This is a genomic window from Nonomuraea sp. NPDC050478, assembly GCF_044458265.1.
In the GTDB taxonomy this organism is placed as follows: Bacteria; Actinomycetota; Actinomycetes; order Streptosporangiales; family Streptosporangiaceae; genus Nonomuraea; species Nonomuraea ferruginea.
In genome coordinates this window covers 592,187-617,739 of the sequence record NZ_JBITHT010000003.1, presented here as the reverse complement: position 1 = coordinate 617,739, position 25,553 = coordinate 592,187, and the positions used below count along the sequence as shown (strand labels likewise).

At 73.1% G+C, this 25,553-nt stretch carries 27 protein-coding genes; 20 read left to right on the top strand and 7 right to left on the bottom strand.

Annotated elements, in window-relative coordinates; translation table 11 throughout:
- Window positions 1–7: 7 nt before the first annotated feature.
- Window positions 8–568, top strand: a complete 561-nt coding sequence (locus ACIBF7_RS17280) for an NUDIX hydrolase (protein ID WP_148030460.1) — start codon at window positions 8–10, stop codon at window positions 566–568.
- Here ACIBF7_RS17280 and ACIBF7_RS17275 read toward each other — a convergent pair.
- Genes ACIBF7_RS17275 through ACIBF7_RS17260 form a run of 4 tightly spaced genes read right to left on the bottom strand, consistent with a single transcriptional unit; the run spans window position 549 to window position 5,100 of the window.
- A complete protein-coding gene (locus ACIBF7_RS17275; RefSeq protein WP_397197540.1) occupies window positions 549–1,559 on the bottom strand; it encodes a S66 peptidase family protein in 1,011 nt (336 codons plus the stop codon). The genes ACIBF7_RS17280 and ACIBF7_RS17275 overlap by 20 nt on opposite strands.
- A 52-nt stretch (window positions 1,560–1,611) precedes the next feature.
- Window positions 1,612–3,573 (bottom strand): hypothetical protein, encoded by a 1,962-nt coding sequence (locus ACIBF7_RS17270; protein ID WP_397197539.1) that lies wholly within the window; start codon window positions 3,571–3,573, stop codon window positions 1,612–1,614.
- Window positions 3,574–3,628: 55 nt separating this feature from the next.
- Complete coding sequence (locus ACIBF7_RS17265) at window positions 3,629–4,339, bottom strand: amidohydrolase family protein (protein WP_271274928.1); 711 nt, start codon at window positions 4,337–4,339, stop codon at window positions 3,629–3,631.
- On the bottom strand, window positions 4,336–5,100 hold the full coding sequence (locus ACIBF7_RS17260) for an amidohydrolase family protein (RefSeq protein ID WP_397197538.1): 765 nt from the start codon (window positions 5,098–5,100) through the stop codon (window positions 4,336–4,338). The genes ACIBF7_RS17265 and ACIBF7_RS17260 overlap by 4 nt, the downstream gene beginning before the upstream one ends.
- Window positions 5,101–5,183: 83 nt before the next feature.
- Here ACIBF7_RS17260 and ACIBF7_RS17255 point away from each other — a divergent pair, with 83 nt between their 5' ends.
- From ACIBF7_RS17255 to ACIBF7_RS17240, 4 genes are all read left to right on the top strand, one after another.
- Window positions 5,184–7,154, top strand: coding sequence for a PQQ-binding-like beta-propeller repeat protein (locus ACIBF7_RS17255; RefSeq protein WP_397197537.1), 1,971 nt, complete (start codon window positions 5,184–5,186; stop codon window positions 7,152–7,154).
- A gap of 10 nt (window positions 7,155–7,164) precedes the next feature.
- Window positions 7,165–7,893, top strand: a complete 729-nt coding sequence (locus tag ACIBF7_RS17250; RefSeq protein WP_397197536.1) for an amidohydrolase family protein — start codon at window positions 7,165–7,167, stop codon at window positions 7,891–7,893.
- Window positions 7,890–8,609 carry an amidohydrolase family protein gene (locus ACIBF7_RS17245; RefSeq protein WP_397197535.1) on the top strand — a complete coding sequence of 240 codons (720 nt, stop codon included), beginning with the start codon at window positions 7,890–7,892 and terminating at the stop codon, window positions 8,607–8,609. Before ACIBF7_RS17250 ends, ACIBF7_RS17245 begins: the two co-directional genes overlap by 4 nt.
- A gap of 139 nt (window positions 8,610–8,748) precedes the next feature.
- Entirely contained in the window at window positions 8,749–9,903 is a 1,155-nt protein-coding gene (locus tag ACIBF7_RS17240) for a DegT/DnrJ/EryC1/StrS family aminotransferase (protein WP_397197534.1), read from the top strand.
- A 76-nt stretch (window positions 9,904–9,979) separates the two neighbouring features.
- Here the strand turns inward: ACIBF7_RS17240 and ACIBF7_RS17235 are convergent, their stop codons facing one another.
- On the bottom strand, window positions 9,980–10,549 hold the full coding sequence (locus tag ACIBF7_RS17235; protein ID WP_397197532.1) for a uridine kinase: 570 nt from the start codon (window positions 10,547–10,549) through the stop codon (window positions 9,980–9,982).
- Window positions 10,550–10,626: 77 nt separating this feature from the next.
- Between ACIBF7_RS17235 and ACIBF7_RS17230 the strand changes: the two genes are divergently transcribed.
- The 3 genes from ACIBF7_RS17230 (at window position 10,627) to ACIBF7_RS17220 (ending at window position 14,535) form a co-directional block, all read left to right on the top strand.
- Window positions 10,627–11,784, top strand: a complete 1,158-nt coding sequence (locus ACIBF7_RS17230; RefSeq protein ID WP_148030470.1) for a CaiB/BaiF CoA-transferase family protein — start codon at window positions 10,627–10,629, stop codon at window positions 11,782–11,784.
- A 34-nt stretch (window positions 11,785–11,818) separates the two neighbouring features.
- On the top strand, window positions 11,819–13,309 hold the full coding sequence (locus tag ACIBF7_RS17225) for a carboxyl transferase domain-containing protein (protein WP_397197531.1): 1,491 nt from the start codon (window positions 11,819–11,821) through the stop codon (window positions 13,307–13,309).
- 98 nt (window positions 13,310–13,407) lie between these two features.
- Entirely contained in the window at window positions 13,408–14,535 is a 1,128-nt protein-coding gene (locus ACIBF7_RS17220; protein ID WP_364229843.1) for a ring-opening amidohydrolase, read from the top strand.
- Here ACIBF7_RS17220 and ACIBF7_RS17215 read toward each other — a convergent pair.
- The gene (locus ACIBF7_RS17215; RefSeq protein WP_397197530.1) at window positions 14,532–15,698 is read right to left on the bottom strand and encodes a pyridoxal phosphate-dependent aminotransferase; all 1,167 of its coding nucleotides are present in this window, start codon (window positions 15,696–15,698) and stop codon (window positions 14,532–14,534) included. The genes ACIBF7_RS17220 and ACIBF7_RS17215 overlap by 4 nt on opposite strands.
- Before the next feature lie 142 nt (window positions 15,699–15,840).
- Here ACIBF7_RS17215 and ACIBF7_RS17210 point away from each other — a divergent pair, with 142 nt between their 5' ends.
- From ACIBF7_RS17210 to ACIBF7_RS17190, 5 genes are read left to right on the top strand one after another with little or no spacing between them, the layout of a single operon-like run.
- Complete coding sequence (locus ACIBF7_RS17210) at window positions 15,841–16,707, top strand: DUF418 domain-containing protein (RefSeq protein ID WP_271274920.1); 867 nt, start codon at window positions 15,841–15,843, stop codon at window positions 16,705–16,707.
- A complete protein-coding gene (locus tag ACIBF7_RS17205; protein ID WP_397197529.1) occupies window positions 16,667–17,458 on the top strand; it encodes a carbon-nitrogen hydrolase family protein in 792 nt (263 codons plus the stop codon). Before ACIBF7_RS17210 ends, ACIBF7_RS17205 begins: the two co-directional genes overlap by 41 nt.
- Before the next feature lie 10 nt (window positions 17,459–17,468).
- Complete coding sequence (locus tag ACIBF7_RS17200) at window positions 17,469–17,915, top strand: hypothetical protein (RefSeq protein ID WP_261808420.1); 447 nt, start codon at window positions 17,469–17,471, stop codon at window positions 17,913–17,915.
- Entirely contained in the window at window positions 17,897–18,304 is a 408-nt protein-coding gene (locus ACIBF7_RS17195; RefSeq protein WP_271274918.1) for a hypothetical protein, read from the top strand. Before ACIBF7_RS17200 ends, ACIBF7_RS17195 begins: the two co-directional genes overlap by 19 nt.
- Window positions 18,305–18,314: 10 nt before the next feature.
- Window positions 18,315–18,983, top strand: coding sequence for an alpha/beta fold hydrolase (locus ACIBF7_RS17190; protein WP_364229839.1), 669 nt, complete (start codon window positions 18,315–18,317; stop codon window positions 18,981–18,983).
- On the opposite strand, the gene ACIBF7_RS17185 is transcribed toward ACIBF7_RS17190, so the two are convergent.
- A complete protein-coding gene (locus ACIBF7_RS17185; RefSeq protein WP_364229837.1) occupies window positions 18,980–19,522 on the bottom strand; it encodes a TetR family transcriptional regulator in 543 nt (180 codons plus the stop codon). The genes ACIBF7_RS17190 and ACIBF7_RS17185 overlap by 4 nt on opposite strands.
- An 84-nt stretch (window positions 19,523–19,606) precedes the next feature.
- Between ACIBF7_RS17185 and ACIBF7_RS17180 the strand changes: the two genes are divergently transcribed.
- From ACIBF7_RS17180 to aroB, 7 genes are all read left to right on the top strand, one after another.
- Window positions 19,607–20,692, top strand: coding sequence for an aromatic acid exporter family protein (locus tag ACIBF7_RS17180; RefSeq protein WP_187281054.1), 1,086 nt, complete (start codon window positions 19,607–19,609; stop codon window positions 20,690–20,692).
- Window positions 20,693–20,768: 76 nt separating this feature from the next.
- Entirely contained in the window at window positions 20,769–20,942 is a 174-nt protein-coding gene (locus ACIBF7_RS17175; protein ID WP_187281055.1) for a hypothetical protein, read from the top strand.
- A 176-nt stretch (window positions 20,943–21,118) separates the two neighbouring features.
- Entirely contained in the window at window positions 21,119–21,652 is a 534-nt protein-coding gene (locus tag ACIBF7_RS17170) for an SseB family protein (protein ID WP_219543262.1), read from the top strand.
- 291 nt (window positions 21,653–21,943) lie between these two features.
- Window positions 21,944–22,651 (top strand): A24 family peptidase, encoded by a 708-nt coding sequence (locus tag ACIBF7_RS17165; RefSeq protein WP_271274914.1) that lies wholly within the window; start codon window positions 21,944–21,946, stop codon window positions 22,649–22,651.
- Window positions 22,652–22,743: 92 nt separating this feature from the next.
- Window positions 22,744–23,925, top strand: a complete 1,182-nt coding sequence (gene aroC, locus ACIBF7_RS17160; protein WP_148030480.1) for a chorismate synthase — start codon at window positions 22,744–22,746, stop codon at window positions 23,923–23,925.
- Window positions 23,922–24,422 (top strand): shikimate kinase, encoded by a 501-nt coding sequence (locus ACIBF7_RS17155; protein ID WP_148030481.1) that lies wholly within the window; start codon window positions 23,922–23,924, stop codon window positions 24,420–24,422. Before aroC ends, ACIBF7_RS17155 begins: the two co-directional genes overlap by 4 nt.
- On the top strand, window positions 24,419–25,495 hold the full coding sequence (aroB, locus tag ACIBF7_RS17150; protein ID WP_219543264.1) for a 3-dehydroquinate synthase: 1,077 nt from the start codon (window positions 24,419–24,421) through the stop codon (window positions 25,493–25,495). Before ACIBF7_RS17155 ends, aroB begins: the two co-directional genes overlap by 4 nt.
- Window positions 25,496–25,553: the final 58 nt, after the last annotated feature.

Here is a 25,553-nt window from a genome sequence, read left to right as displayed (position 1 = left end):
TCGGATCATGCGCGATGCGGAAGCCGGAACGATCAGGCAGCTCTCGACCAAGGTGGTCTACGCCAACGCGTGGATGAAGGTCCGGGAGGACGAGATCGAACGTCCCGACGGATCACGCGGCACCTACGGCTACGTCGACAAGCCCGACTTCGCCCTGGTCATCCCGATGGAGCGGGACGGCTTCCACCTGGTGGAGGAGTACCGCTACCCGGTGCGCCGCCGGTCGTGGAGCTTCCCGCAGGGTTCGGCCGCCGAGCCCACCCCCGAGGACGTCGCGCGGACGGAGCTGGCGGAGGAGACCGGCCTGCGCGCGCGGACCTGGACCCCGCTGGGCGCGCTCGACAACGCCCACGGCCTGGCCACCCAGCGGCTGCACGTCTACCTCGCCACCGGCCTGGAGGCGGGGGCCGCCGAGCGCGAGCACACCGAGCAGGACATGCGCCGGCGGTGGGTGAGCCGGGCCGAGTTCGAGGACATGCTCCGCGCCGGCGAGGTGGGCGACTCGGGGTCGGTCGCGGCCTACACCCTGCTGACCCTGCACGAGCGCGTCACGCCAGCGTCTGGGTGATCTCGCCCTGCCCTCCGGCGTACGAGACGCGCGCGCGGGCGCCGTTGACCAGCGGCAGGTACGGCGGGACATGACCGCACTCGACGTCGGCGATGATCGGCACGCCGAGCCCGCCGAGGGCGTCGAGCACCGCCTCGTGCTGGGTCAGCGTGAGCAGGCCGGGGGCGCGGGTGCGCCCGGCGAGGATCGCGGTGGCGCCGTCGAAGAACCCGGCCAGGCGCATCCCGTGCAGGTGGCGGCAGATCGTGCCGGCGTCGTGCTGGTCCGCCTCGACGTACACGATGAGCCCGTCGGCGGACAAGGAAGAGGTGTCGGCGTACCGCGTCCCGGCGACGTTGCACAGCGTCTCGACACAGCCGCCGATCAGCCGGCCCTCGGCCGTCACCGGGCCGTCGCCGTCCAGCCGGGTCCAGCCGCCGGGCGTGTCGAGGGTGAACTCGTCCGCCTCGGGAGAGATCTGCCACTCGTCGAAGCCCTGCGCCCGGTAGCGGCCCGGCGGCGTCTGGGTGAACGTGGCGCCGGACGGCAGCGCCACGATGTCGAGCCAGCCGAGCAGCCCGTCCGGCACCCGGTACGGCGTGTCCATGAGGTTGTTGCCGTGGATCGTCGCCACGCCGGTCAGCAGGGTCAGCGGGGTGATGATCGTCGACAGGTCGGAGTAGCCCACCACCCAGGTCGGCTCCGCCGCGCGCAGCGCCTCCCAGTCGAGCAGGGGGAGCAGGTCGATCGCGGTCTCCCCGCCCCACGGCGGCACCACGGCCTTGATCGCGGGGTCGGTGAGCATGTCCGTCAGCTCGCGCGCCCGCTCGGCCGCGGGCGCGCTGACGTGGCCGGCGCCGTCCATGCACGACCCGGTCACGACCTCGTAGCCGCGCGCCTCGACGGTGCGGATCGCGACCTGGAGCCGGTCGTGCAGGGTCTTGTCCACGCCGCTGGACGGGGAGGTGACGCCGATCCGGTCACCGGGGCGCAGAGGGGATGGATATCGCATCCCCTCGTCCTATCACCCGTGGATCATCCGAAACCACAGGATTCACGCCGCCTCATCGGCGGCCGGTGATGGCGATGCGGACCAGGTCGCGGCCCTTCACCCCGAACAACGCCTTGCGCGAGGGATCCAGCGCCAGCTTCGGCTCACCGCCGAACCACTGCCCGGCCAGGCCCTCGGCGATCGGCTTGACGGTGAACGTGACCAGGTCGATCTTGTACACCTTGTCGCCGTCCGTGCAGTAGGCCACCCGGCCGACGACGTGCAGGTCGCTGCCGCGGTTGCCGACCTTGAGCGTCCTGGTGACCTTCTTGCGCAGCAGGTCGAACTCGAACACCTCGCCCGTGCTGGAGATGCCGTACAGATTCACGACGCCGAGCGAGAGCGAGATGATCGAGCGGGCGCCGGGCAGGGGTTCGAGCTCCCACAGCAGCTTGCGCCGGACGAGGTCGTAGGCGGCCAGACGGGCGGTGGTGGTGACCGGGGGCAGCCCGAGGCCCTCCTGGATCAGGGTGCCGAGGTAGGCGGTGCCGTGCCTGGTGGCGACCGAGTAGACGGTCTGGCGTTCGACGACGGGCCGCTGGACGGTGTACTCGCCGGTGCGGCGGGAGTAGAGGGTCAGCGCGCCGTTCATGTGGCCGGGCTCCGGCTGGGAGGGCATCACGATCAGGCCCGTCCTGGCGTCGTAGGCCAGGTCGCGCGGGCGGTCCTGCTGGTTGCCGGCCCGGGCGAGCAACTCCGCCTCGGCCTGGCCTGAGCGGTGCGCGTAGAGCGCGGCCTGGGTGTAGACGCCGAGGTAGGTGGTGTGGCCGAGCGTGAGCATGGTTTTTGGCTCGCCGGGGATGGCGAGCCTGGTGACCTCGCCCGTCGCCAGGTCGTGGATGTCGGCACCGCTCTTGCCGCCCACGTAGACGCGCCGGCCGTCGCTGTGCACGGACATCGGCTCCTCGGGCGCGGCCCTGAACCCGCGCTGCACCAGGTTGCGGTAGTCGATGGCGCCGGTCTCGGGGTCGTAGACGAACACCGCGTTGTCCTGCACACCGTAGATCCGGCCCTCGTGGGCGAGGATGCGGTGGGTGGCGGCCTCGAAGTACGGCACGCCGAGCACTTCCAGTTCGCCGGAGTCCAGGCGGCAGCGGTAGAAGGTGCCGGAGGGGCGGCCCGCGAAGTACACGTAGCCGTCGTGGATGAGCACCGAGACGATGTACTTCTCGCCCGGGGCCGTGGCCTTGACGACCTTGTGGTCGGAAGGGTCGGATTTGCTGAGGATCAGCAGCTCGGCCAGGGAGTTCATGCCGCCGGCGATGTGCGTGCCGGAGACGCTCATGCTCGACACCCAGTCGCGGTCGGCCAGCTCGGGCGGCAGCAGGTCGCGCCGCTCGCCGGTGGCCCGGTCGATGGCGACGAGGTGGGCGTTGGCGCCGACGCCGGCGTAGACGTAGCGGTCGTCGGCCTGGACGGCGCGCACGTACGCCTCGCCGGGCGCGGCCTCACCGAGGTCGCGCACGACGCCCGTGGCCGGGTCGTACTCCTTGACCCTGCCCGGCTCGGAGGTGCCCAGGTAGACCTTGCCGTCGGGGGAGGCGGCCAGGCTCCAGATGAAGTGGTCGGGCACCGAGGCGACCTTGGTCAGCGTGCCCGCCACCGTGTCGAGCTTGTAGAGGTCGGACTTGGAGTGGGTGCCGACGTAGACGTCGGTGCCCGTCTTGCACATCGCCCACACGCCGATGCCCGTCGGGATGTCGAAATGGGCGGTGACCGAATCCTCGGCGAGATCGTATGCGCCGACCACGTTGGGCGACAGCCCGCGCGAGCCCGCGTAGAGCACGCCGCCGACGAACTCGGCGTTGCCGAGCGGGCTGGCGACGCTGGCGGGACCCAGGTCGGTGAGGGTTCCCTCGGGGACCGGCGCGGCGTGCGCGGGTGCGGCGGGCAGCGTGGCGGGCAGCGTGGCGGGCAGGGCGGCGGCCACCGTGGACGCGGCGGCCGCCTGCAGGAATCGACGGCGGGGGATCATGTGCGGCTCCCAGGTGAAGTTTCGCCGCACGCTATAACGGACTGGGCCGTAATGTCTATATCTTGAACAGCTCCGCGGCGTTGCGCCAGGCGACCCGCTCCGCCGTCACGCCGGTCAGCCCGGCCGCGGCGACCGCGCCGAACGCCGACGACGGGTCGATCAGCGTCGCGTCGGTGCCGAACAGCAGCTGCCGGTCGGGCACGGCCGCCACCACCTCGGCGATCCGGCCCGCCGGCGCGTGCGACCAGCAGGGCTCCAGGTAGAGGCGGTCGCAGGCGTTGGCGGCCTCGATCGCGTGGCGGTGACCGTCGGCGCCCATGTGACCCGCGATCACCCGCAGCTCCGGGATGTCCAGGCACACCTGGGCCAGGTCCAGCACCGAGGCGCCCCAGGTGTGCACGAGCGCCGGAAGGCCCGCCTCGGCGGCCAGCTCCAGGGCGGCCCGCATCCGCGGCGAGGTCACCGGGGAGCCCGTGTAGTCCGTGTGGATCTTGATTCCGACCCACGGGCCGGTCAGCTCCCGCAGGTCCCCGGCCGCCTCGCCGAGCCGCCGCGGGTTGACCGTGACGTACCCGTACAGCCGGTCCTGCCCGTCGAGCACCCTGGCCAGCGCCCGGTTGCCCGCCGGGGCGTCGTAGATCACCGCCTCGGTGGCCGACACGATCGCCTTGCCGATGCCGTAGCGGTCCATGGTGGCCAGGCTCGCCCCGGCCACGTCCATGGTGAAGAACCACGGCCCCCAGTGCGCGTGCACGTCGATGATCATGAAAGCAGCCTCCTCGCGTTGCCCCCGGCCACGGCGGCCACCTCGTCAGGACCCAGCCCGCTCGTCGCCAGCCGGAGCAGCGGCACGATCGGCTCGTAGTGCGGCGCGCGGGTGCCGTGCAGCAGCCGCTCCGCGCCGACCTCGGCGGCCACCGTCTCCAGCGCGTCGGGGGAGTTGAGCAGCCGGGTCGAGGTGTGGAACCCCGGCTCGTCCAGCGCCGCCACCAGGAAGTCGCCCAGATGGTAGAAGTGCGTGTCGAGGAAGACGACCCGGGCGCCGAGCCCCGCGAACGGCTGCCAGAAGCGGCGCACGTCCCCGCCGGTCAGCACCACCAGCCCGAGTTCCGCGGCCCGCCGGGCGACATGCCGGACCGACGGGAACGACGCCTCCACGCCCTGCTCGTCAGGGAACAACCGCACCGCCCGCACCCCCGCGCCCGCCAGCCGGTCGAGCTCGCGGCCCGCGCCGATCGGGTCGCGCAGGTCCACCGTGCCGACGGGCAGCCAGCGCGGGTCGCCGCCCAGGGCCAGCACCTCGTCGTTGCCCGATCGCATGTCGAACAGGGCCGCCCGCAGGCTCGCCACCGCCCCGGCCGCGGTGCGGTGCTCCGCCAGCAGGCCGCCCACCGACTCCGCGGCGCCGGGCGGCCCGTCGCGGTCGGGATAGGCCCCGACCAGCACGTCCACGTCCAGCGCCACCTCCAGGTCGCCTATCAGACTCCACGCGTCGAAAGCCATGGCGGCCCCCTCCTCCATCGACATGCGGGCCATCATGCCATTGACGTATCCCGTTCATAAAGTTACGGTCTGGCCCAAAATCAAGCACGAATGAACGAGGTATGGGCATGATCCGATCCCTGCTCGCCGTGGCGGCGGTCCTGTTACCCGCGCTCGTCTTCCCGGCGCCCGCCTCCGCCGCGCCGTCGCGCTGCGGCGACCCGGCGGTGACCACGTACGGGCCCGCCTCGGTGACGGCCGCCATCGTCGGCGCCGCCGTCCACGAGGGCCGCGCCTACCTCGTCAGCCGCGGCCCCAAGCCGCCGGTGCTGGCCGAGCTCGACCTGGCCACGCGCAAGGTGATCAGAAGCGTCACGCTGCCCGACGGACCGGCCACGGGCGAGCCCGAGGGCGGCTGGGCGGTCGCCGTGTCCGGCGGCAAGGTGTACGTCGGCACGTATCCGGTGCCCGACCTCTACAGCTTCGACATCGCCACCGGCGAGGTGGCGCACCTGCACTCCTTCGGCGCCGTCGGCGGCTTCGTGTGGAGCCTGGCCGCGGCCCCCGACGGCACGCTCTACGCCGGCACCTCCTCCGACGGCCGTGTCTGGGAGTACGTCCCGGGCAGCGGCGCGGTCCGCAGGTTCGGCGTGCTGGCCCCGGGCGAGCACTACGTCCGCGCGGTGGCGGCCGACGACACCCACGTGTACGCCGGCCTGCTGGAGAAGCGGCTCCTCATGCGGATCGACCGCGCGAGCGGCGAGATCAGGCAGCTCGCCGACGCGGGCGCGGCGTTCGGGGTGGTCACGCTCAACGGCGACCGGGTGCTCGCGGCCGCCGGCGGCGAGCTCATCGACGTCCGCAAGGACGGCACGGACCTGCGGCGCGTCACCGTCGAGTCCGGCCTGCTCGACGCCCTGACCGTGACCGCCGACGGCACCGTCTACGCCGCCTCGCGCCCCGACGGCACCGTCTACCGCTACCGGACCGGCGACACCGCGCTGACCCGCGTGGTGGACCCGCCGTCCTACGGGGACGAGACCCGCCTGCTCCACGTGACCGGCGAGGACACCCTGCTGTCGTTCGCGGGCAGCGGCGGACTGTGGTCGCTGGACGCCCGCACCGGCGCCGCCGAGTTCACCGACCTGATCGACGCGGGGATGCCGGCCGGCGCCGAACGGCCGCAGAGCATGGTGCTCGTCCCCAACCGGGCCCTGTACGTCGGCGGCCACTTCGCCATGGACGTCCGCGCGCTCCGCACCGGCGAGCAGCGCAGGATCCGCGTCCCGGGCGAGCCCAAGGCCATGGTCAGGCACGGGAACAAGATCTACGCCGCCATGTACCCCACCGGCGAGATCGTCTCCGTCGACATCCGCACCGACGAGGTGCGCAGCCTCGGCTACCTGGGCCACGAGCAGAAGCGGCCCTGGGACATCGAGTACGACCCGCGCACCGGCAAGCTCCTGGTCGCCACCTCGTCGCTGTCGGCGTCCATCCCCGGCGCGCTGTCCGTCGTGGACCCCCGCACCGGCGAGGCTGACGTCTACCAGGACGTCATCCCCGGCCAGAACCTCATGAGCCTGTCACTCGACGCGGACGAGGGCGTGGTCTACCTGGCCGGCGACGTGTTCGGCACGAGCACGCCGACCGCGTCCATCGCCGCCTTCGACCTGCGCACCCGCACCGTCCTGTGGCAGGCCGACCCGGTGCCGGGCCACCGCACCTTCCAGGACGTCCTGGTGCACGACGGGCTCCTGTACGCGTCGTACAAGCGGGACTCCGGCGCCTGGATCGCCCTGGACCCGGCCACCCGGCAGATCGTCCAGCAGGGCAAACTGTCCGGGTACGGCGAGCTGACCGTGCACCGCGGGCGGGTCTTCGCCTCGGTGTTCCGGGAGGGAGGCAACGCCTACGAGCTCGACGCGGAGCGCGGCGCCACGCTGCTCGCCACCGGTCTCGGCGACGAGTGGCACACCAACCCGCAGCTCCACTTCGAGCCCGGCTCCTGGCACGCCTGGGCGATAGCGGGCCGCGACCTGGCGCGGATCCGGCTGGACCCGCGCTGCCCCGCCTTGACGGTTCCCACTCCCGGGTCTTAGATTTCGGTCTGTGCCGAAATTGATCGTGGACGCCCACCGGCTGGCCGGCCCCGTGCCGTTCGACGACCTGCCGGTGGACCCGCGGCCCGACCTGGACCGTCTGGGCATCGCCAGGGCGCTGGTGACGCACACCCTCAGCCTCTACTCCGACGCGGAGGCGGGCAACGACGCCCTCTTCGCGCTCGGCGACCCCCGGCTCGTCCCGGTGCCCGTCGTGGTGCCCGGCGTGCCGGGGGCGTGCGCGCCCGCCACGCCGGACGCCGTGCGGGCGTGGGGGGTGGGCATGGTGCGGCTCTGCCCGGAGCGCCACCGGTTCGACCTGACCGGCCCGGTCGCGCTCCGCTGGCTCGCCGCCCTGGGCGCGGGGGCGGCGCCCGGCCCGGCCGTCGCCGTCGACCTCGACGAGACCTCGACGGCGCAGCTCCGCACCCTCGCCGAGCGGCTGCCCGGCCTGCGGATCCTCGTGCTCAACCCCGGCTACCGCCGCCTGCGCGCGCTGGCCGAGCTGATGGCCGAGGCGCCGGGCGTCTGGGTGGAGACCGGCACGGTGAACACCCAGGGCGGCGTGGAGTGGCTGGCCGAGCGGTTCGGCGCGGAGCGGCTGGTGTTCGGCACCGGCGCCCCGGTGGCCGACGACTGCGGCCCGCGCTTCCTCCTCGACCACCTCGGCCTGACCCCGCGCGAGACCGGCCTGATCGCGGCGGGCTCCCTGGAAAGGCTGCTCGGAGGCCGCCCATGATCCTCGACGCGCACGGCCACGTCGGCACCTGGCCCGACTTCCTCATCCCCGACCCCACCGCCGGCGGCCTGGTCGCCGCCATGGACCGGATCGGCGTCACCGCCATGGGCATCAGCCACCTGCTCGCCGTCGGCCCCGACGCCGGGCGCGGCAACCGGCTGGCCCGCGAGATCGCCGAACGCCACCCCGGCCGGTTCGGCGTCTGGCAGGTCTACAACCCGCACCACCGCACCCCGCTGTCGCTCGACGGCGTGTGGGGCGTCAAGCTGCACCCGGACGTCCACCAGTGCCGCCTCGACGACCCTCGGTACGACCCGGTCTGGGAGCTCGGCCTGCCGGTGCTCTCCCACGGGCAGACGGACTCTCCGTGGAGCGACCCTGAACAGTTCGCCACTGTCGCCGCCCGGCATCCGGACGTGCCGATCCTCATGGGCCACACCGGCCTGTGGCCGTCCGGGTTCGCCCGCGCCGCCCGCCTCGTGGCCGGCCACCCGAACGTGTTCCTGGAGGTGTGCGGCTCCAAGTCGACCGGCCGCTGGATCGCCCGCCTGGCCTCGCTGGCGGGGGCGGAACGGGTGGTCTTCGGCTCGGACGCCTGCTTCCTCGACCTCAGGATCGGCTACGGCCGCATCGCCCTGGCTCCCCTCGCCCCCGCCGACCGCGCCCTCATCCAGGGCGGCAACCTGGCCCGCATCCTGGGCCCGCGCCTCCCCTGACCTCCACGCCGCACCCGCCCGCCACGCCGCACCCGCCCGCCCACGCCGGAACCTCACGCCGCACCCGTTCGCCCACGCCGGTACCTCAGTCGCATCCGGCCCGCCCGTACCGAAACCCGCGCCGAAGAAGGGACCTCCCGTGACGCTCGCGATCCACGGCGGCTCGCCGGTCCGCACCGACCCCTGGCCCGCGTGGCCGCCGCCGCTCGACCCCCGCCAGCGCGAGCTCGTCATGGACGTGCTGGAGAGCGGGCGGTGGGGCGCCACCCAGGGCGGCTCCGTGGTCACGGACCTGGTCGCCGCGTTCGCCCGCGCCGCCCGCGTCCCGTACGGGGTCGCCGCGGGCAACGCCACGCTGGGCCTGTTCGCCGCGCTCAAGGGCCTGGGCGTGGGCCGCGGCGACGAGGTGATCGTGCCCGCCTACACCTTCGTCGCCTCGGCCACGGCCGTGCTGCTCACGGGCGCGGTCCCGGTGATCGCGGACGTGGACCCGGCCCACCTCCACCTGTCACCGGATGCCGTACGAGACGCGCTCACCCCCAGGACGGCCGCCGTCATGCCCGTCCACCTGGCCGGCAGCCCTGCCGACATGGACCCGATCACCGACCTCGCCGCCCGGCACGGCCTCGCGGTGGTGGAGGACGCCGCCCAGGCCCACGGCGCCGCCTACAAGGACCGGCCGGTGGGCGGGCTGGGCGACGCGGGCGTGTTCAGCTTCCAGTCCAGCAAGGCGATGACGGCGGGGGAGGGCGGGCTCGTCGTCTGCCGGGACGAGTCCGCGTACGAGGCGATCTGGTCGGTGTGCAACGTCGGCCGCCGCCCCGGCGGCCAGTGGTACGGCCACCCCTCGGTCGGCTGGAACCTGCGCCTCACGGAGATCCAGGCCGCGCTCCTGCTGCCGTGGCTGGACCGGCTGGACGACGAGCTCGCCCGCCGCGCCGCCTTCTGCGCCGCGCTCGAACGCGAGCTGGCCGGCCTGCCGGTGACGATGCTGGGACCGCCGCCGGGCACGACGCGGGACTCGCGGCACCTGGTCATGCTGCGGATCGGCGTGCCCGTCGAGCGCGACTTCCTGCTGGCCGCGATGGCCGCCGAAGGGGTGCCGCTGGACGCGGGATACCCGCCGCTCGGCACCATGGCCGCGCTCGCCGCGGAGGGCGCCAGGACCGGGCCGTGCCCCGCCGCCGACGAGGCGGCCGTCAACGTGGTGTGGGTGCGTCAGGCGATGCTCATGGACGACCCGGCCCGCGCCGCCGACGTCGCGGAGGCCCTGACCAAGGTGCTGAAGTCCTGATCGCCGCGTCGCGTCCCGGGCGCGAATCTACTTTGTAAAGGCGTCGGCGCGCGATGCGTCACTTATAGGACCGCCGTCAACGCGGCGCGTCACCCATGGGGCCGCCGCAGGAAGGCGCCGTGGCGACGATCAGGTCGGCGCGGGCGCGCGTGCCGTCGGCGGCGAACCAGGCGCGTTCGGCCTCGAACCACTCCCGCCACCGCTCTTCCAGCCCTGGCCCGTCGCGCTCCAGCACCCGCCGGAGCCGGACGTCGTCGGGCGCCTCCAGCCAGATGCCGTAGGCCAGCAGATCGGCCGCGGACTTCCTGGCCGTGCCCACGCCTTCGATGATCAGCAGCGGCGCGACGGGAACCGCCACCGGCTCGGCGTAGACGCCGCGAACCCAGTCATAGCGTCGGAAACCACCGGGCCGTCCCTGCCGGAGCGGTTCGAGAACCTGGTCGAAGAGGGCGGCGAACCAGGTGGCGGGGCCTTCGTGCCAGGGTACGGGGAAGTCGTCGGCGTGCACGGCCTGGCAGCCGAGCGTGGCCGCGAGCGCGTTGGCGTACGTGGTCTTGCCGGACCCCGCGGGGCCGTCGACGGCGACCAGCCGAACCGTGCCGCATGACGGGGGGAGCGCCCGGATGCGGCGGGCCAGGGATTCCACGGGCCCAGGGTAGATGACTGGGGTGGTGGGGCTGAGACAATGTGCTCCCGCTCCGACCCGCACGCAGGAGGTTGACGTTGCCCGGACCCCTCGGTGACATCGTGGTGCTCGATCTGTCGCGGGCTCTGGCGGGCCCTCATGCCGCGCAGATGCTGGGTGATCTGGGCGCGCGGGTGATCAAGGTGGAGCATCCGGAGGGCGGGGACGAGTCGCGCGGCTGGGGCCCGCCCTTCGTAGGCCCGGATCACGAAATATCGACATACTTCCTGGCGGCGAACCGCAACAAGCAGTCCATCGCCGTCGACCTGAAGACCCCGGAGGGCAAGGATCTGGTCGAGCGCCTGGTCCGGCAGTGCGACGTGCTGGTGGAGAACTTCCGCACCGGCGTGCTCGACCGCCTGGGCTTCACGGCCGACCGGCTGCACGAGCTGAACCCGCGCCTGGTGATCCTGTCGATCACCGGGTTCGGCCACGACGGGCCGGAGGGCGGCCGCCCCGGCTACGACCAGATCGCCCAGGGCGAGGCCGGGCTGATGTCGCTGACCGGCCCGTCGCCTGACGAGCCCTACCGCGTCGGCGCCTCGATCGCCGACCTGCTGGCGGGCATCCACGGCGCGTACGGGGTGGTGGCCGCGCTGTACGAGCGGGAGCGTACGGGCGAGGGGAGAGTGGTGCGCACGTCGCTGCTGGCGGCGGTCACCGGCGTGCACTCCTACCACGGCACGGCCTGGACCGTCGGCGGGAAGGTGCCGGGGGCCAACGGCAACCACCACGCCTCGATCGCCCCCTACGGCGCCTTCCGGTGCGCCGACGGGATGCTGCAGATCGCGGCGGCGAACGACGGCCAGTGGAGAAAGGTGGCCGAGCTACTCGACATCGATCCTGATATGGCGAAATATGCCAGCAATAGGGACAGATTCGCGCACCGGGATGAGCTGATCGCCGACATGGAGAAGGCCCTGGGCGCCCACGACCGCGCCCACTGGCTGGCCAGGCTGGGCGAGGCCGGGGTGCCGGCGGGGGCCATCCGCTCGATCGACGAGGTCTACGCGTGGGACCAGACCCGCTCCCAGGGCCTGCTGGTCGAGGTGGACCACCCGGTGCTGGGCAGGATCGAGCTGCCGGGGCCGCCGCTGCGCTTCGACGGGCTGACGGGGATGCGCCACACCGCGCCGCCGATGCTCGGCCAGGACGAGGAGGCCGTGCTGAACTGGCTCCAAGAGCGTGAGCGATGATCAGGTTCCGCCCGCGGGCCGACACGAAGGAGCGATGGTGAGCCGTCCGGACGCGCGCACGATGATCGAGACGGTCCTCGACAGAGGGTCGTGGCGGTCATGGGACGCGCCGCCCGCCGAGCCGGCCGAGCCGGGCTCCTCCTACGCCGAGGAGCTGGCCGCGGCGCGGGCCAAGTCCGGCTACGACGAGGCCGTGATGACGGGGGAGGGGCTGCTGGGCGGCCGCCGGGTGGCGGTGGTGGCGTGCGAGTTCTCGTTCATGGCCGGGTCGATCGGGGTGGCGGCGGCCGAGCGGCTGGTCACGGCGGTCGAGCGGGCCACCAGGGAGCGCCTGCCGCTGCTGGCCGCCCCGGCATCGGGCGGCACCCGGATGCAGGAGGGCGCGCTGGCCTTCGCGCAGATGATCAAGATCACGGTGGCCGTGCAGGAGCACCGGGCGGCCTGCCTGCCGTTCGTGGTCTACCTGCGGCATCCGACGACCGGCGGGGTGTTCGCCTCGTGGGGCTCGCTCGGCCACGTCACGGCGGCGGAGCCGGGCGCGCTCATCGGGTTCCTCGGGCCGCGCGTGTTCGAGTCCCTGTACGGCTACTCGTTCCCGTCGGGCGTGCAGGTGGCGGAGAACCTGTACGAGAACGGCCTGATCGACGCGGTGGTGCCGGCCGAGGACGTGCGCGAGGTGGCGATCCGGGCGCTCGGCGTGCTGACGGCCGGCGGCGAGCGGGTCCCGGCCGGCGAGGAGCCGGAGGAGGACCTGCGGCCGGTCGAGGCGTGGGAGGCGATCACCCGGTCGCGCCGCGACGACCGGCCAGGCGTGCGCGAGCTGCTGAAGCTGGCCGCCACCGAGGTGACCCCGCTCAGCGGCAGCGGCGCGGGCGAGAACGAACCGGGGCTGGTGCTGGCGCTGGCGAGGTTCGGCGCGGCCCCGGCCGTGGTGCTGGGGCAGGACCGGCGGGGCCAGCGGGCCCGCTCGCCGCTCGGCCCCGGCGGGCTCCGGGTGGCCAGGCGCGGCATGCGGCTGGCCGAGGAGCTGCGGCTGCCGCTGGTGACGGTGATCGACACGGCCGGCGCGGCGCTGTCGAAGGCGGCCGAGGAGGGCGGCCTGTCCGGCGAGATCGCACGCTGTCTCGCCGAGCTGGTCATGCTGGACGCGCCGACGGTCTGCCTGCTGCTGGGCGAGGGCGCGGGCGGCGCGGCGCTGGCGCTGCTGCCGGCCGACCGGGTGCTGAGCGCCCAGCACGCGTGGCTGTCGCCGCTGCCGCCCGAGGGCGCCTCGACGATCCTCTACCGCAGCGTCGACTTCGCCCCCGAGATCGCCCAGGCCCAGCGCGTGCGCGCCACCGACCTGCGCCGCGACGGCATCGTGGACCGGGTGATCCCGGAACGCCCGGACGCCGCGTACGAGCACCACGCCTTCAGCGAGCGGGTGGGGCGGGCTCTGGAGTACGAGATCGCCATGCTGCTGCGGCGGAGCCCGGCGGACCGCAAGGCCGCCCGGCTGGAGCGCTACCGCAACCTGGGCGGCTAGTTGGCAGACATTGCCAGTGAAAGACCGTTTCCTGCGTCATTAGTGTGAACCCCGGGTATGCCGTTCGACGCGGTTGCACTGGTGAGAAGGGGCGCGGGATGCCGGATCCGATTGACGTGCGCAAGGTGCCGATCGAGAGCGTCACGGACGCCTCGGGGCTGGAGCGGCTCATCGACGACGGGGTGATCGAGGCGCGGCGGGTGCTCGCGGTGATCGGGAAGACCGAGGGCAACGGCGGGGTGAACGACTACACCCGCATCCTGGCCGATCGGGCGTTCCGCGACGTGCTGTCCGCCAAGGGTCATCCGGCGCCGGAGAGCGTGCCGCTGGTCTGGTCGGGCGGCACCGACGGGGTGCTCAGCCCGCACGCCACGATCTTCGCGAGCGTGGACCCGGCGTCGGCGCCGCCGTCGGACGAGCCGCGGCTGTCGGTCGGCGTGGCGATGAGCGAGGTGATCCTGCCGGAGGACATCGGCAGGCCGGCCATGGTGGAGAAGGTCGCGGCGGGCGTGCGCGAGGCCATGAAGATCGCCGGCATCGACGACCCGCGCGACGTCCACTACGTGCAGACCAAGACGCCGCTGCTGACGCTGGCCACGATCACCGACGCCAAGAGCCGCGGCGAGGACACCGCGATCGAGGAGACGGGCCCGTCGATGGACCTGTCGAACTCGACCACCGCGCTGGGCATCGCGGTCGCGCTCGGCGAGATCGACATGCCGCGCGCCGACCAGATCCACAAGGACCTCTCGCTGTACTCGTCGGTGGCGTCCTGCTCGTCCGGCGTCGAGCTGGACCGGGCGCAGATCGTGCTGGTGGGCAACGTGCGCGGCATCGGCGGCCGCTACCGCATCGGCCACAGCGTCATGCGCGACGCGCTCGACGCCGACGGCATCTGGGAGGCGATCCGCGACGCGGGCCTGCCGCTGCCGGACCGTCCCCACCACTCCGACCTCAGCGGGCGGCTGGTCAACGTGTTCATGAAGTGTGAGGCCGACCCGTCGGGCCGGGTGCGCGGGCGGCGCAACATCATGCTCGACGACTCCGACGTGCACTGGCATCGCCAGATCAAGGCGACGGTCGGCGGCGTGGCCGCGGCGGTCACCGGCGACCCGGCGGTGTTCGTGTCGGTGGCCGCCGTGCACCAGGGCCCGTCGGGCGGCGGCCCGGTCGCGGCCATCGCCGATCTGGGCGCCGATCTGGGCGCCGACCTGGGCGCCGACTAGCCCGAGAGCCGCTTGAGCCGGGTGACCGCCTCGTCGATGACCTCGTCCTTCTTGCAGAAGGCGAACCTGACGAAGGGGCGGCCCCGCTCGGCGTGCTCGTAGAACACCTGGGTGGGGATGGCGACGACGCCGGCCAGCTCGGGCAGCCGGCGGGTGAGCGCGACCCCGTCGTCGAACCCGAGCGGCCGGATGTCGGTCTGCACGAAGTAGGTGCCGGCCGGGCGGAACACCTCGAACCCGGCCGCCGCCAGCCCCTCCATGAGGCGGTCGCGCTTGTCCTGCAGCGAGGCGCGCAGCGCCGCCACCCACTCGCGCTCGTGCCGCAGCCCGTAGGCCACCGCGGCCTGCCAGGGCGCGCCCGCGGTGAAGGTGAGGAACTGCTTGACCGTCTGCACGGCGCCCACCAGCGGGGCCGGGGCGCAGATCCAGCCGGTCTTCCAGCCGGTGACGGAGAACGTCTTGCCCGCCGAGGAGATCATCACGGTGCGCTCGCGCATGCCCGGCAGCGTGGCCAGCGGGACGTGCTCCACGCCGTCGAACGTCAGGTGCTCGTACACCTCGTCGGTGACGGCGATCAGGTCGTGCTCGCGGCACAGCTCCGCGACCAGCGTCAGCTCCTCGCGGGTGAACACGGTGCCGGTCGGGTTGTGCGGCGAGTTGACCAGGATCACCCGGGTGCGCGGGGTGATCGCCGCGCGCAGCTCGCCGGGGTCGAACGCGAACCGCCCGCCGTCCGGGCGGAGCGTCACACCGACCAGCCGCGCCTGGGCGAGCGCGATCGAGGCCGCGTACGAGTCGTAGTAGGGCTCGAAGGCGATCACCTCGTCGCCCGGCTCGCACAGCGCCAGGATCGAGGCCGCGATGGCCTCGGTGGCGCCGACGGTGACCAGGATCTCGCCGTCGGGGTCGTAGGAGAGGCCGTAGTGCTCCTCGCGGTGCTCGGAGACCGCCTGCCTGAGCTCCGTGACGCCGGGGCCCGGAGGATACTGGTTGGCGCCGGAGCGGATCGCGTGCACGGCGTGGTCGAGCATGGCGGCCGGGCCGTCGGTGTCGGGGAAGCCCTGGCCCAGGTTGATCGCTCCGGTCCGCACGGCTAGCGCGCTCATCTCGGCGAAGATGGTCGTGCCGAAGGAGCGCATCCTGGAGACAAGTGGTTCCGTCACATGTTCACAGTAAGGTGTCGGCCGGGCGGGCCGACGCGCGCGGGCCGGGTCACGGAGTTCCCTCAGTAGGGTGGTTCACCTGAGTTCCCCATCGCGTATTCGTGAGCTGGACGCTCTCCGCGGTTTCGCGGTGGGCGGCATCATGCTGGTCAACACGTGGCAGCACGCCGCCAAGGAGACCTACACCGGGATCGACTGGACGGTCGAGTCCTTCTTCCAGAGCCGGTTCTACCCGATCTTCTCGCTGCTGTTCGGCATCAGCTTCGTGCTCTACCTGCAGCGGGCCGGGCGGTGGTCGCTGCTGTCGCGCCTGCTCTGGCTGATGGTCTTCGGGCTGGTCCAGCACATCTGGTACCCGGGCGAGGTGCTCACCGACTACGCCTTCTACGGGCTGATCGTGCTGCTGCCCGCCTCGTTCCTGTGGCGCGGGGTGCCGGTGCTGCTGCTCGGGCTGGGCGTGACCGCGTGGGGGGTGATGGCGGGCGGCGGGGTGCTGCTCATCCCGGGGATGTTCCTCGTCGGCATGGCGCTGATGCAGCTGCGGCCGCCGCGGGAGCTGCTGCTGCCCGCCTTCGGGGTGAGCGCGGTGTGCGGCGTGCTGCTCTCCGCGGCGGCGTCGTTGTCCGGCGACTGGACGCTCTACACCCTCGGCGCGCTGGCCGGCGCGGCCGCCTACTCGACCGGGTTGGTCCTGGTGCTGCGGCCGTGGCTGTCGGCGGTGCTGGAACCGCTGGGCAGGATGGCGCTGACCAACTACGTGACGGGCACGCTCGTCATCTTCTTCGCCGGCGGGCTGGTCGACGCCGATCCCACCCGCTGGTCGGTGCTCGCCGTGGCGGGCGTCACCGTGGCCGTGCAGGCGGTGTTCAGCCGGTGGTGGCTGCGCCGGTTCCGTTACGGGCCGCTGGAATGGATCTGGCGCATGCTCACCCGGTTCCGCCGCGTGCCCAACCGGCTAGAGTCGGGCCGTGACGAGAATCGCCCTCTGCCAGGTCCCGGTGTCACCTGACCCTTCGGTCAACCTCACACGGGTGCGTGAGGCGCTCGCCCGGGCCGAGGGCGCCGACCTCGCGATCTTCCCGGAGGCGACGCTCACGCGTTACGGCAAACGCATCACCGACCTGGCCGAGCCGCTCGACGGGCCGTTCGTCACCGGCGTGGCCGAGGCCGCCAGGCGGCACGGGGTGGCGGTGATCGCGGGCGTCTTCGAGCCCGGCCATGGCCTGGTCCACAACACCGCCGTCGCGCTGGACGCCTCCGGCGAGCTCAGGGGCGCCTACCGCAAGATCCACCTGTTCGACTCGTTCGGCGCCAAGGAGTCGGGGCTGGTCGCGCCCGGCGCCGAGCCGGTCGTGGTCGAGCTGGCGGGTCTGCGGGTGGGGCTGGTCACCTGCTACGACATCCGCTTCCCCGAGCTGACCAGGGCGCTGGTCGACCAGGGCGCCGACATGTTCGCGGTGATCGCCGCCTGGGGCTCGGGGCCGCTGAAGGAGGACCACTGGGTGACGCTGGTGCGCGCCCGCGCCCTGGAGAACACCATGTGGACCGCCGCCGTCGGCCAGGCGCCCAACCCGGCCGAGTCGTCCGACGGTTACGGGGTGGGGCGGAGCATGCTGGTCGACCCGCTGGGCGTGGTCAGGGCCGACCTCGGCTCCTCCGCCGGGGTGCAGGTGGTGGAGCTCGACCCGGAGGTCACCGTCCGGGCCAGGTCCACCCTGCCCTGCCTCGAACATCGCGTTCTCGGGGTCAACAGATCGTAAAGTGGTCATCGTGAGCGGAACGCAGATGCAGAAGGTGGTCCCGCCGCGTCTGCTCGTCCCCTACCTGTCGGGCAAGCGCACGGTCATCTCCGGTTACGTCTACCGCGTGCAGGACTGCGCGCGACTGACCACCCCACGCGACTTCTACCATGGCCTCGACCTGTCGTTCGACGGTTCGGAGCTGACCTCCGACGTGCCGGAGCTCTACGTGCTGCGCTGGCACGCCCGCGACGTCGACACCTACTCCGTCCCGTACGGCCCGCACATGGGCGGCGACTGGAGCGACGCGCCGCCGTTCGCCGGCAACGGGTTCACCACCTCGCGCGAGCACGTGGTGCCGCAGTTCCACACCGTCCCGATGCCGATCCCGGCCGGCGCGCGGATCATGCATGTCACCGGCTCGGGCGAGCGGCCGTTCGCCGAGTACGACGGGCTGACGTGGCGGCCTTCGGCATGAGCGAGGAGATCACGCCGGTCGCCTCCGGCTTCGTCGCCCGGTTCGGAGAGCTGACGCTGCCCGCGGCGCTCGGGCCCGACGACCGGGTCGTGCTGCTGAGCGAGGAGGAGCTCGACGGGTTCGAGCCCGCCTCCGGCTACTGGCGGCGCACGGTCGCCCGTTCCGAGCTGGAGTGGCTGGTGCTCATCCGCACGGTCGGCACGTTCGGCGGGGAGCCCTGCATCGTGCTCGACGAGGACGACGACGGCCTCCACATCGCCTACACCGGCCACAGCGGGATGAAGGCCGAGGCGCTCGGCTACTGGATGGTCGATCATGGCGCCTACGAGGTCGTGGTGCCGCGTGAGGAGGTCTTCTCCATCCGCGTCGAGCGCATCCCGGTGCCGTAGGGTCCCTGATGTGATACGTGAAGCCCACGTCAACGGGATCCGGCTGGTCTACCGGGAAGAGGGCGATCCGGCGGCGCCCGCGCTGGTGCTGCTGCACGGCCGGACCGCCGACCACAACGACTGGAACGGCTTCACCCGCCACTTCGCCGGCCGCTACCACGTGCTCGTCCCCGACCTGCGCGGCCACGGCGCCAGCGACTTCCCCGGCACCTACCCCATCCCGGAGATGGCCGAGGACGTCGCCGCCCTGCTCGACCTGCACGACGCCGCGACCGCCACGGTGATCGGCCACTCGCTCGGCGGCATGGTCGCCTACCACCTGGCCATGCGCCACCCCGAACGGGTGACGCGGCTGGTGGTGGAGGACTCGGCGCTGCCCGTGCCGATGCGCGACCGGCCGGTCCTGGTCGAGGACGACTCCACCGGCTTCGACTGGCGCATGATGCACGACACAGAGCGGCAGTTCCTGCACCCCGACCCGGCCTGGCTCGACGGGCTGGCCCGGATCACCGCGCCGACCCTGGTGATCTCGGGCGGGCAGGCCAGCCCGTTCCGCGCCGACCTGCTGGCGGCGCGCATCCCCGGCGCCCGCCTGGTCACCATCGAGGCCGGTCACCTGGTGCACACCACCGAGCGCGTGGCCTTCCGGCAGGTGGTCGACGACTTCCTGGACGGTTAGTCCAGGCACGCGCGGAACACGGCGGTCAGCCGCGTCACCAGCTCGTCGCGCCGCACCGGCGTGACCGGGCCCATGAGCTGGCGGAACTGCCCGATGCCCATGATGAGCGCGGTGGCGATGGCGGCGCGCAGCTCGGCCTGCCCGCCGTCCAGCCGGGCGGTCAGCGGCTCCAGCAGGGCGGTGCGCACCCGGTCCGCGGCGAGCGTGCCGATCTCGGCGCTGGAGGCCGAGCGGGTCAGCGTCGCCAGCACCGGGTTGTCGGAGTCGGAGCCGAGCCGGTCGGCGACGTACTCGGCCAGACGCACCGCCAGGTCGCCGCCGCCGTCGTCGAGGACGCCGGGGAAGCGCCCCTGCTCGGCCAGCACCTCAGCGAACAGCTTCCGCTTGGAGCCGAAGTAGCGGTTGATCAGCGCCACGTTCGCGTGTGCCTCGGCGGCGAGCATGCGCATCGTCACCTGGTCGTAGCCGTTCTCGGCGAACAGGTGGCGGGCCGCGTCGAGGATGCGCCGCCGGGTCCCCTCCCGGCTCCTCGGTCTCATGCTCACGACAATAGCCATGCGCATCCTGGGCCGATATCGGCCACTATGGCCGAGGTGACCGGAATGTCATTATGATCGGCAAGGATGACAAGGGTGGGAACGAAGCTCGGCGATCACATGCGGGGCCGGGTGGGGACGTTCGGGCTGATGGCCCCCGCCATCGCGCAGAGCTCCGTGGGCGCGGGCGTGGCGTGGCTCGTCGCCACCCAGCTGCTCGGCCACGTCCGGCCGTTCTTCGCGCCCATCGCGGTGCTCATCAGCGTCGGCATCGGGCTCGGCCAGCGGCTGCGCCGGGTGGCCGAGCTGGTGGTGGGCGTCAGCCTCGGCGTCGGCGTGGGCGACCTGCTGGTGGCCTGGATCGGGTCCGGGCCGTGGCAGATCGCGCTCGTGGTGGCGCTGGCCATGACGACCGCGGTGCTGCTCGACAGCGGGGCGCTGTTCGTGGCGCAGGTCGCCTCCTCCGCCGTGCTCGTCGCGGCCGTGCTGCCCGGCGACGACATGGGCGGCCTGGACCGGATGGTGGACGCGCTCGTCGGCGGCGCCGTGGGCCTGGCCGCGGTCGCGCTGATGCCGGCCAGCCCGCTCGCCCTCGCGGCCAAACACGCCTCCGGGGTGCTGGACGCGCTGTCCACCGCGCTGGAGCAGGCGGCCGAGGCGATCGAGAAACGCGACGCCGACCTGGCCGCCGAGGCGCTGGAGGAGGCGCGCGGCACGCAGGCGGTGGTGGCGGAGTTCGAGCAGGCGCTGGAGACCAGCAAGGAGATCATCCTGATCTCGCCGATGCACTGGCACCGGCGGGCCATCCTGGCGCGGTACGAGACCGCCGCCGAGCCGGTCGACCACGCGCTCAGGAACGCCAGGGTGCTGGCCCGGCGCACGATCGCCGCCCTCGGCGAGCCGCAGCCGCCGCCGGCGTCGCTGGCCGAGTCCATGCGCGAGGTGTCGGAGGCGGCGCTGCTCCTCCAACTGGAGCTGGGGGCGGGCCGCGAGCCCGTGCTCGCCCGGCAGGCCCTGCTGGCGGTGGCCACCCGGCAGCGGCCGGACGACGGCGTCGGCTTCTCCTCCGCGGTGATCGTGGCGCAGCTGCGGTCGATCGTCGTCGACCTGCTGCGGGCGACCGGATCCGACCAGGAGGAGAGCTCCGCGGCACTGCCGCCGGTGGCCGGCTGACGGCCGCGTGCGGGTTCCCTCGGCCCCCGACGGGTAGAAGAGCGCAGTCAACGGCTCTGACCAGGGAGGACGACCGATGAGCACGCCCGACGAGAACGCCCCGAAGACCGACGCCGAGCCGCTGCTGGAGCCGGCGGAGGACGACCGCGAGCCGGTGGAGGAGCCCGGCAGGGAGCCCAGGACCCAGGGCAGGGCGGCGATGGAGCGGGCCATGCGCGAGTCGGGCAAGGGCCTCGACGACCTGACATGAGCCTTGTGCCGCCGAGCGGCTGCTGGATCTCAAGGACGGGATGCGGGAGAAGGTGGCGGCGCACGACCCGCTCATCCCGTGGGCCGGGCGGCCGCCCGCGCGCTCCAGTCTTCCGGCGAGGAACGCCGCACGCACCGGGGACGAGGGCGGGGCCGCGTCCGGATAGGGTCGGAGGCGTGCTGACCATTCCCGATCCCCTCGACGCCGGCGACGACGGCAGCACGCCGCCGCTGGTGAGCGCCGCGCTGGCCGCCTACCAGGCCGGCGCCGCGGGGCCCGAGCGGGTGCTCAACGCGCTCGGCGAGAGCCGGCTGCTGGTGCCCGTCGTCGCCCTGCTGACCTCGTCCGAGATCGGGGCGCACGGCGTGCGGCAGGAGAAGGAGAGCGAGATGGCGCTCCCCAAGCTGGTCGGCAAGGACGGGCGCGAGGCGGTGCTGGCCTTCACCGGCACCGAGCCGCTGCGCCTGTGGCGGCCCGACGCCCGGCCCATCCAGGCCACGACGCTCCAGGTCTGCCGCGCCGCCGCCGCCGAGGGCGCCGCCGCCGTGGTCGTCGACGTGGCCGGGCCGGTCCAGTTCGTGATCGAGGGAGAGGTGCTCCGCGCCCTGGCCGCGATCGAGTCCGGCACCCTCGACGGCCTCACCGTGGCCAGACCCGAGCCGGTCAGGAAGCGCGGCTGGTTCGCCAGAAAGGTCGCCCGCGGGCGCTAGCGACCAGCACGCGGTCCCAGGTTCCCGACCGGCGGTCCCGGCGCCTGGAAGGCGACAGCTGACAGCAGCCGGTCTCGACTGCACTGCGGCCGGTGATGGTCAGGTGCCCAGTCCCGGCCCTTGGAAGGGGAGAGCTGACAGCAGGCCAGTGGTGGTCAGGTGCCCGATCCCGGCCCCTGGAAAGCGAGAGCTGGCAGCGGGCGGTCTCGGCTTCGTTGCGGGTGGTGGTGGTCAGGCGCCCAGTCCCGGCTTTTCCGGCGGGGCGGGCCGTCGCGCATTAGAGTGCGGCGCGTGCTCGTACACCCGGTGGTGGAGGCCCTCTCGCCGGACGCCCTGGTGCTCGCCGGACCGTCGTCCTGGCTCGCGCCCGCCGCCCTCGTACTGCTGGGGGTCGTGGCGGGGCGTTATGTGCGGACGCTCGCCGGGGCGTTCGAGCAGGAACCGGCCGACACGCGCGCCGAGGGGCGCGGGGCGCTCCTGGCCACTCTGCGCACGGTGCCCGTCCCCGCCTGGCCGCCCACGTACGAGCTGATCACCGCCGTCGTGCTGACGCTGGTGGTGTGGCGGGCCGGATGGCCGTACGCGTACGCGGCCGTCGCCGGGACGGCGCTGGCCGCGGTCGACTGGCGCACCACCCGGCTGCCCGACGTGATCACGCTGCCCTCGTACCCGATCCTCGCGCTCACCCTGCTGCCCACCGGCGAGCCGGCCAGGGCGCTGCTCGGCGGGCTCGCGCTGGCCGCCTGCTACGGGCTGCTCTGGCTGATCAGGCCCGCCGACCTGGGCCTCGGCGACGTCAAGCTGGCCGGGCTGATCGGCATGGCGTGCGCCGCGGCCGGCTGGCAGGCATGGGTCGTCGCCGCCGTCGGAGGGCAGCTGCTCGGCGCGCTCTACGCGATCCTGCTGCTCGTCACCCGGCGCGGCGACCGGCGCACCGAGTTCCCGTTCGGTCCTTTCATGCTGCTCGGAGCGTTCGCCGCGCTCTGTCTCCAGCCCTGAACGTCTCCGTCGACGAAAGTCTCGATCCCGGAACGTCTCGGCAGGTGAACGCGCGGACGTCGCACCCGGCCGCGCATGGAAGACTTGGACTCATGTTGCGCTGGTTGACCGCCGGAGAGTCCCACGGCCCTGAGCTCGTCGCCATCCTGGAGGGCCTGCCCGCAGGCGTCGAGGTGACCACGGCCGCCATCGACGAGGCCCTGCGCCGCCGCCGTCTCGGCTACGGCCGCGGCGCCCGGATGAAGTTCGAGCAGGACGAGGTGACGATCGTCGGCGGAGTCCGCCACGGCCGCACCATCGGCAGCCCCGTGGCCATCCGCATCGGCAACACCGAGTGGCCCAAGTGGGAGAAGGTCATGGCCGCCGACCCGGTCGACCCGGCCGAGCTGGAGGGCCTGGCCCGCAACGCGCCGCGCTCCCGGCCCCGCCCCGGCCACGCCGACCTGGCCGGCATGCAGAAGTACGGCTTCGACGACGCCCGCCCCGTCCTCGACCGGGCCAGCGCCCGCGAGACCGCCGCCCGCGTCGCGCTCGGCGAGGTCGCCAGGCGCTTCCTCAAGCAGGCGCTCGGCGTCGACCTCCTCAGCCACGTGACCTCCATCGGTGGCGTCCAGAGCCCCGCCACCACTCTGCCCGGCCCCGGCGAGCTGGCCCGCATCGACGCCGACCCGGTCCGCTGCGCCGACCCGGACGGGAGCGCCGCGATCGTCGAGCGCATCGACCGGGCCCACAAGGACGGCGACACCCTCGGTGGCGTCGTCGAGGTGCTCGCCTACAACCTGCCGCCCGGCCTCGGCAGCTACACCCACTGGGACCGCCGGCTCGACTCCCGTCTCGCCGCCGCCCTCATGGGCATCCAGGCGATCAAGGGCGTGGCGGTCGGCGACGGCTTCGAGACCGCGCGCAGGCCCGGCTCCGAGGCCCACGACGAGATCGAATACACCTCCGAAGACGGCGTGCGGCGCCTCACCAACCGCGCCGGCGGCGTCGAGGGCGGCATGACCAACGGCGAGATCCTGCGCGTCAGCGCCGCCATGAAGCCCATCTCCACCGTCCCCAGGGCGCTGGCCACCATCGACGTCAAGACCGGCGAGGCGGCCAAGGCCCACCACGAGCGCTCCGACGTGTGCGCCGTGCCGGCCGCCGGCGTCGTGGCCGAGGCGATGGTCGCGCTGGTGCTGGCCGACGCGGCGGTGGAGAAGTTCGGCGGCGACTCCGTCGAGGAAGTCGCCCGCAACCTGTCCGGCTACCTCTCATCCATGGTGATCAAATGATCAAGGCCGTGCTGATCGGCCCGCCCGGGTCCGGCAAGACGACCGTGGGCCGCCTGCTCGCCGAGCGCCTCGGCGTCACCTTCCGCGACACCGACGCCGACGTGGAGGCCGTCGCGGGCAAGCCCGTCAGCGACATCTTCATCGAGGACGGCGAGGAACACTTCCGCGAGCTGGAGCTGGAGGCGGTGCGCAGGGCTCTGGACGAGCACGACGGCGTCCTGTCCCTCGGCGGCGGCGCCGTGCTGCGCGAGGAGACCCAGGCCATGCTCGACGGCCGCCCCGTCGTCTACCTCCAGGTCGGCCTGGCCGACGCGGTCCAGCGCGTCGGGCTCGGCTCGGCCAGGCCGCTGCTCGTGCTCAACCCGCGCAGCCGGCTGAAGAAGCTCATGGAGGAGCGGCGGCCCGTCTACGAGCGGCTCGCCGTGCTCACCGTGGCGACCGACAAGCGCGAGCCCGCCGAGCTCGCCGACGAGATCGTGGAAGGGCTGGGCCGATGACCGCGGCTACCCGCATCACCGTGAAGGGCGAGAGCCCGTACGACGTCGTGGTCGGCACCGGGGTCCACGGCGAGCTGCCCGGCCTGCTCAGGCCCGGCGTCTCCACCGTCGCGGTGATCCACCCCGAGAGCCTGCCGGAGCTGGCCCGCCCCGTTACCGCAGTCCTGGCCGAGGCCGGTTACGACGTGGTGGCGCTGCCGGTGCCCGACGGCGAGGCGTGCAAGACCGCGGAGGTGGCCGCGGGCCTCTGGTCGGCGTTCGGCCGCCACGGCATGACCCGGTCCGACGCGGTCGTCGGCGTCGGCGGCGGGGCGACCACCGACCTGGCCGGGTTCGTGGCCGCCACCTGGCTGCGCGGCGTCCAGGTGGTGCTGGTGCCCACGACGCTGCTCGCCATGGTCGACGCCGCGGTCGGCGGCAAGAACGGCATCGACACCCCCGAGGGCAAGAACCTCGTCGGCACCTTCCTGCCGCCTGCCGGGGTGCTGTGCGAGCTGTCGGTGCTCGACGGCATGCCCCGCGCCGATTACGTGGCCGGCCTGGCCGAGATCATCAAGGGCGGGTTCATCGCCGACCCCGTCATCCTCGACCTGGTCGAGGCCGACCCCGAGGCCGCCGCCCGCCCCGGCGGGCCTCACACCCGCGAGCTGATCGAGCGCAAGATCCGGGTCAAGGCCGAGGTCGTCGGCGCCGACCTGCGCGAGTCGGGCCTGCGCGAGATCCTCAACTACGGCCACACGCTCGCCCACGCCATCGAGCGGGCCGAGCACTACCGGATGCGCCACGGCGAGGCCGTCGCCATCGGCATGATGTACGCGGCCGAGCTGTCCAGGCTCGACGGCCGCGCCGACCTCGTCGAGCGCACCAGGGCCATCCTCACCTCGGTCGGCCTGCCCACCGGCTACCACGCCGACGCCTGGCCCCGGCTGCGCGACCACATGCGCCTCGACAAGAAGAACCGCGGGGCCAAGCAGCGCTTCGTCGTCCTCGACGAGCTGGCCGTGCCCGCCCGGCTGGAAGGCCCGCCCGAGGAGCTCCTGGAGGACGCGTACAAGGTCATCGGGCGGTCATGAAACGGGCGCGCGCCGGGGTGGCGGCGCGCGCGGGCGCGGCCGAGCCACTACAGTCGTG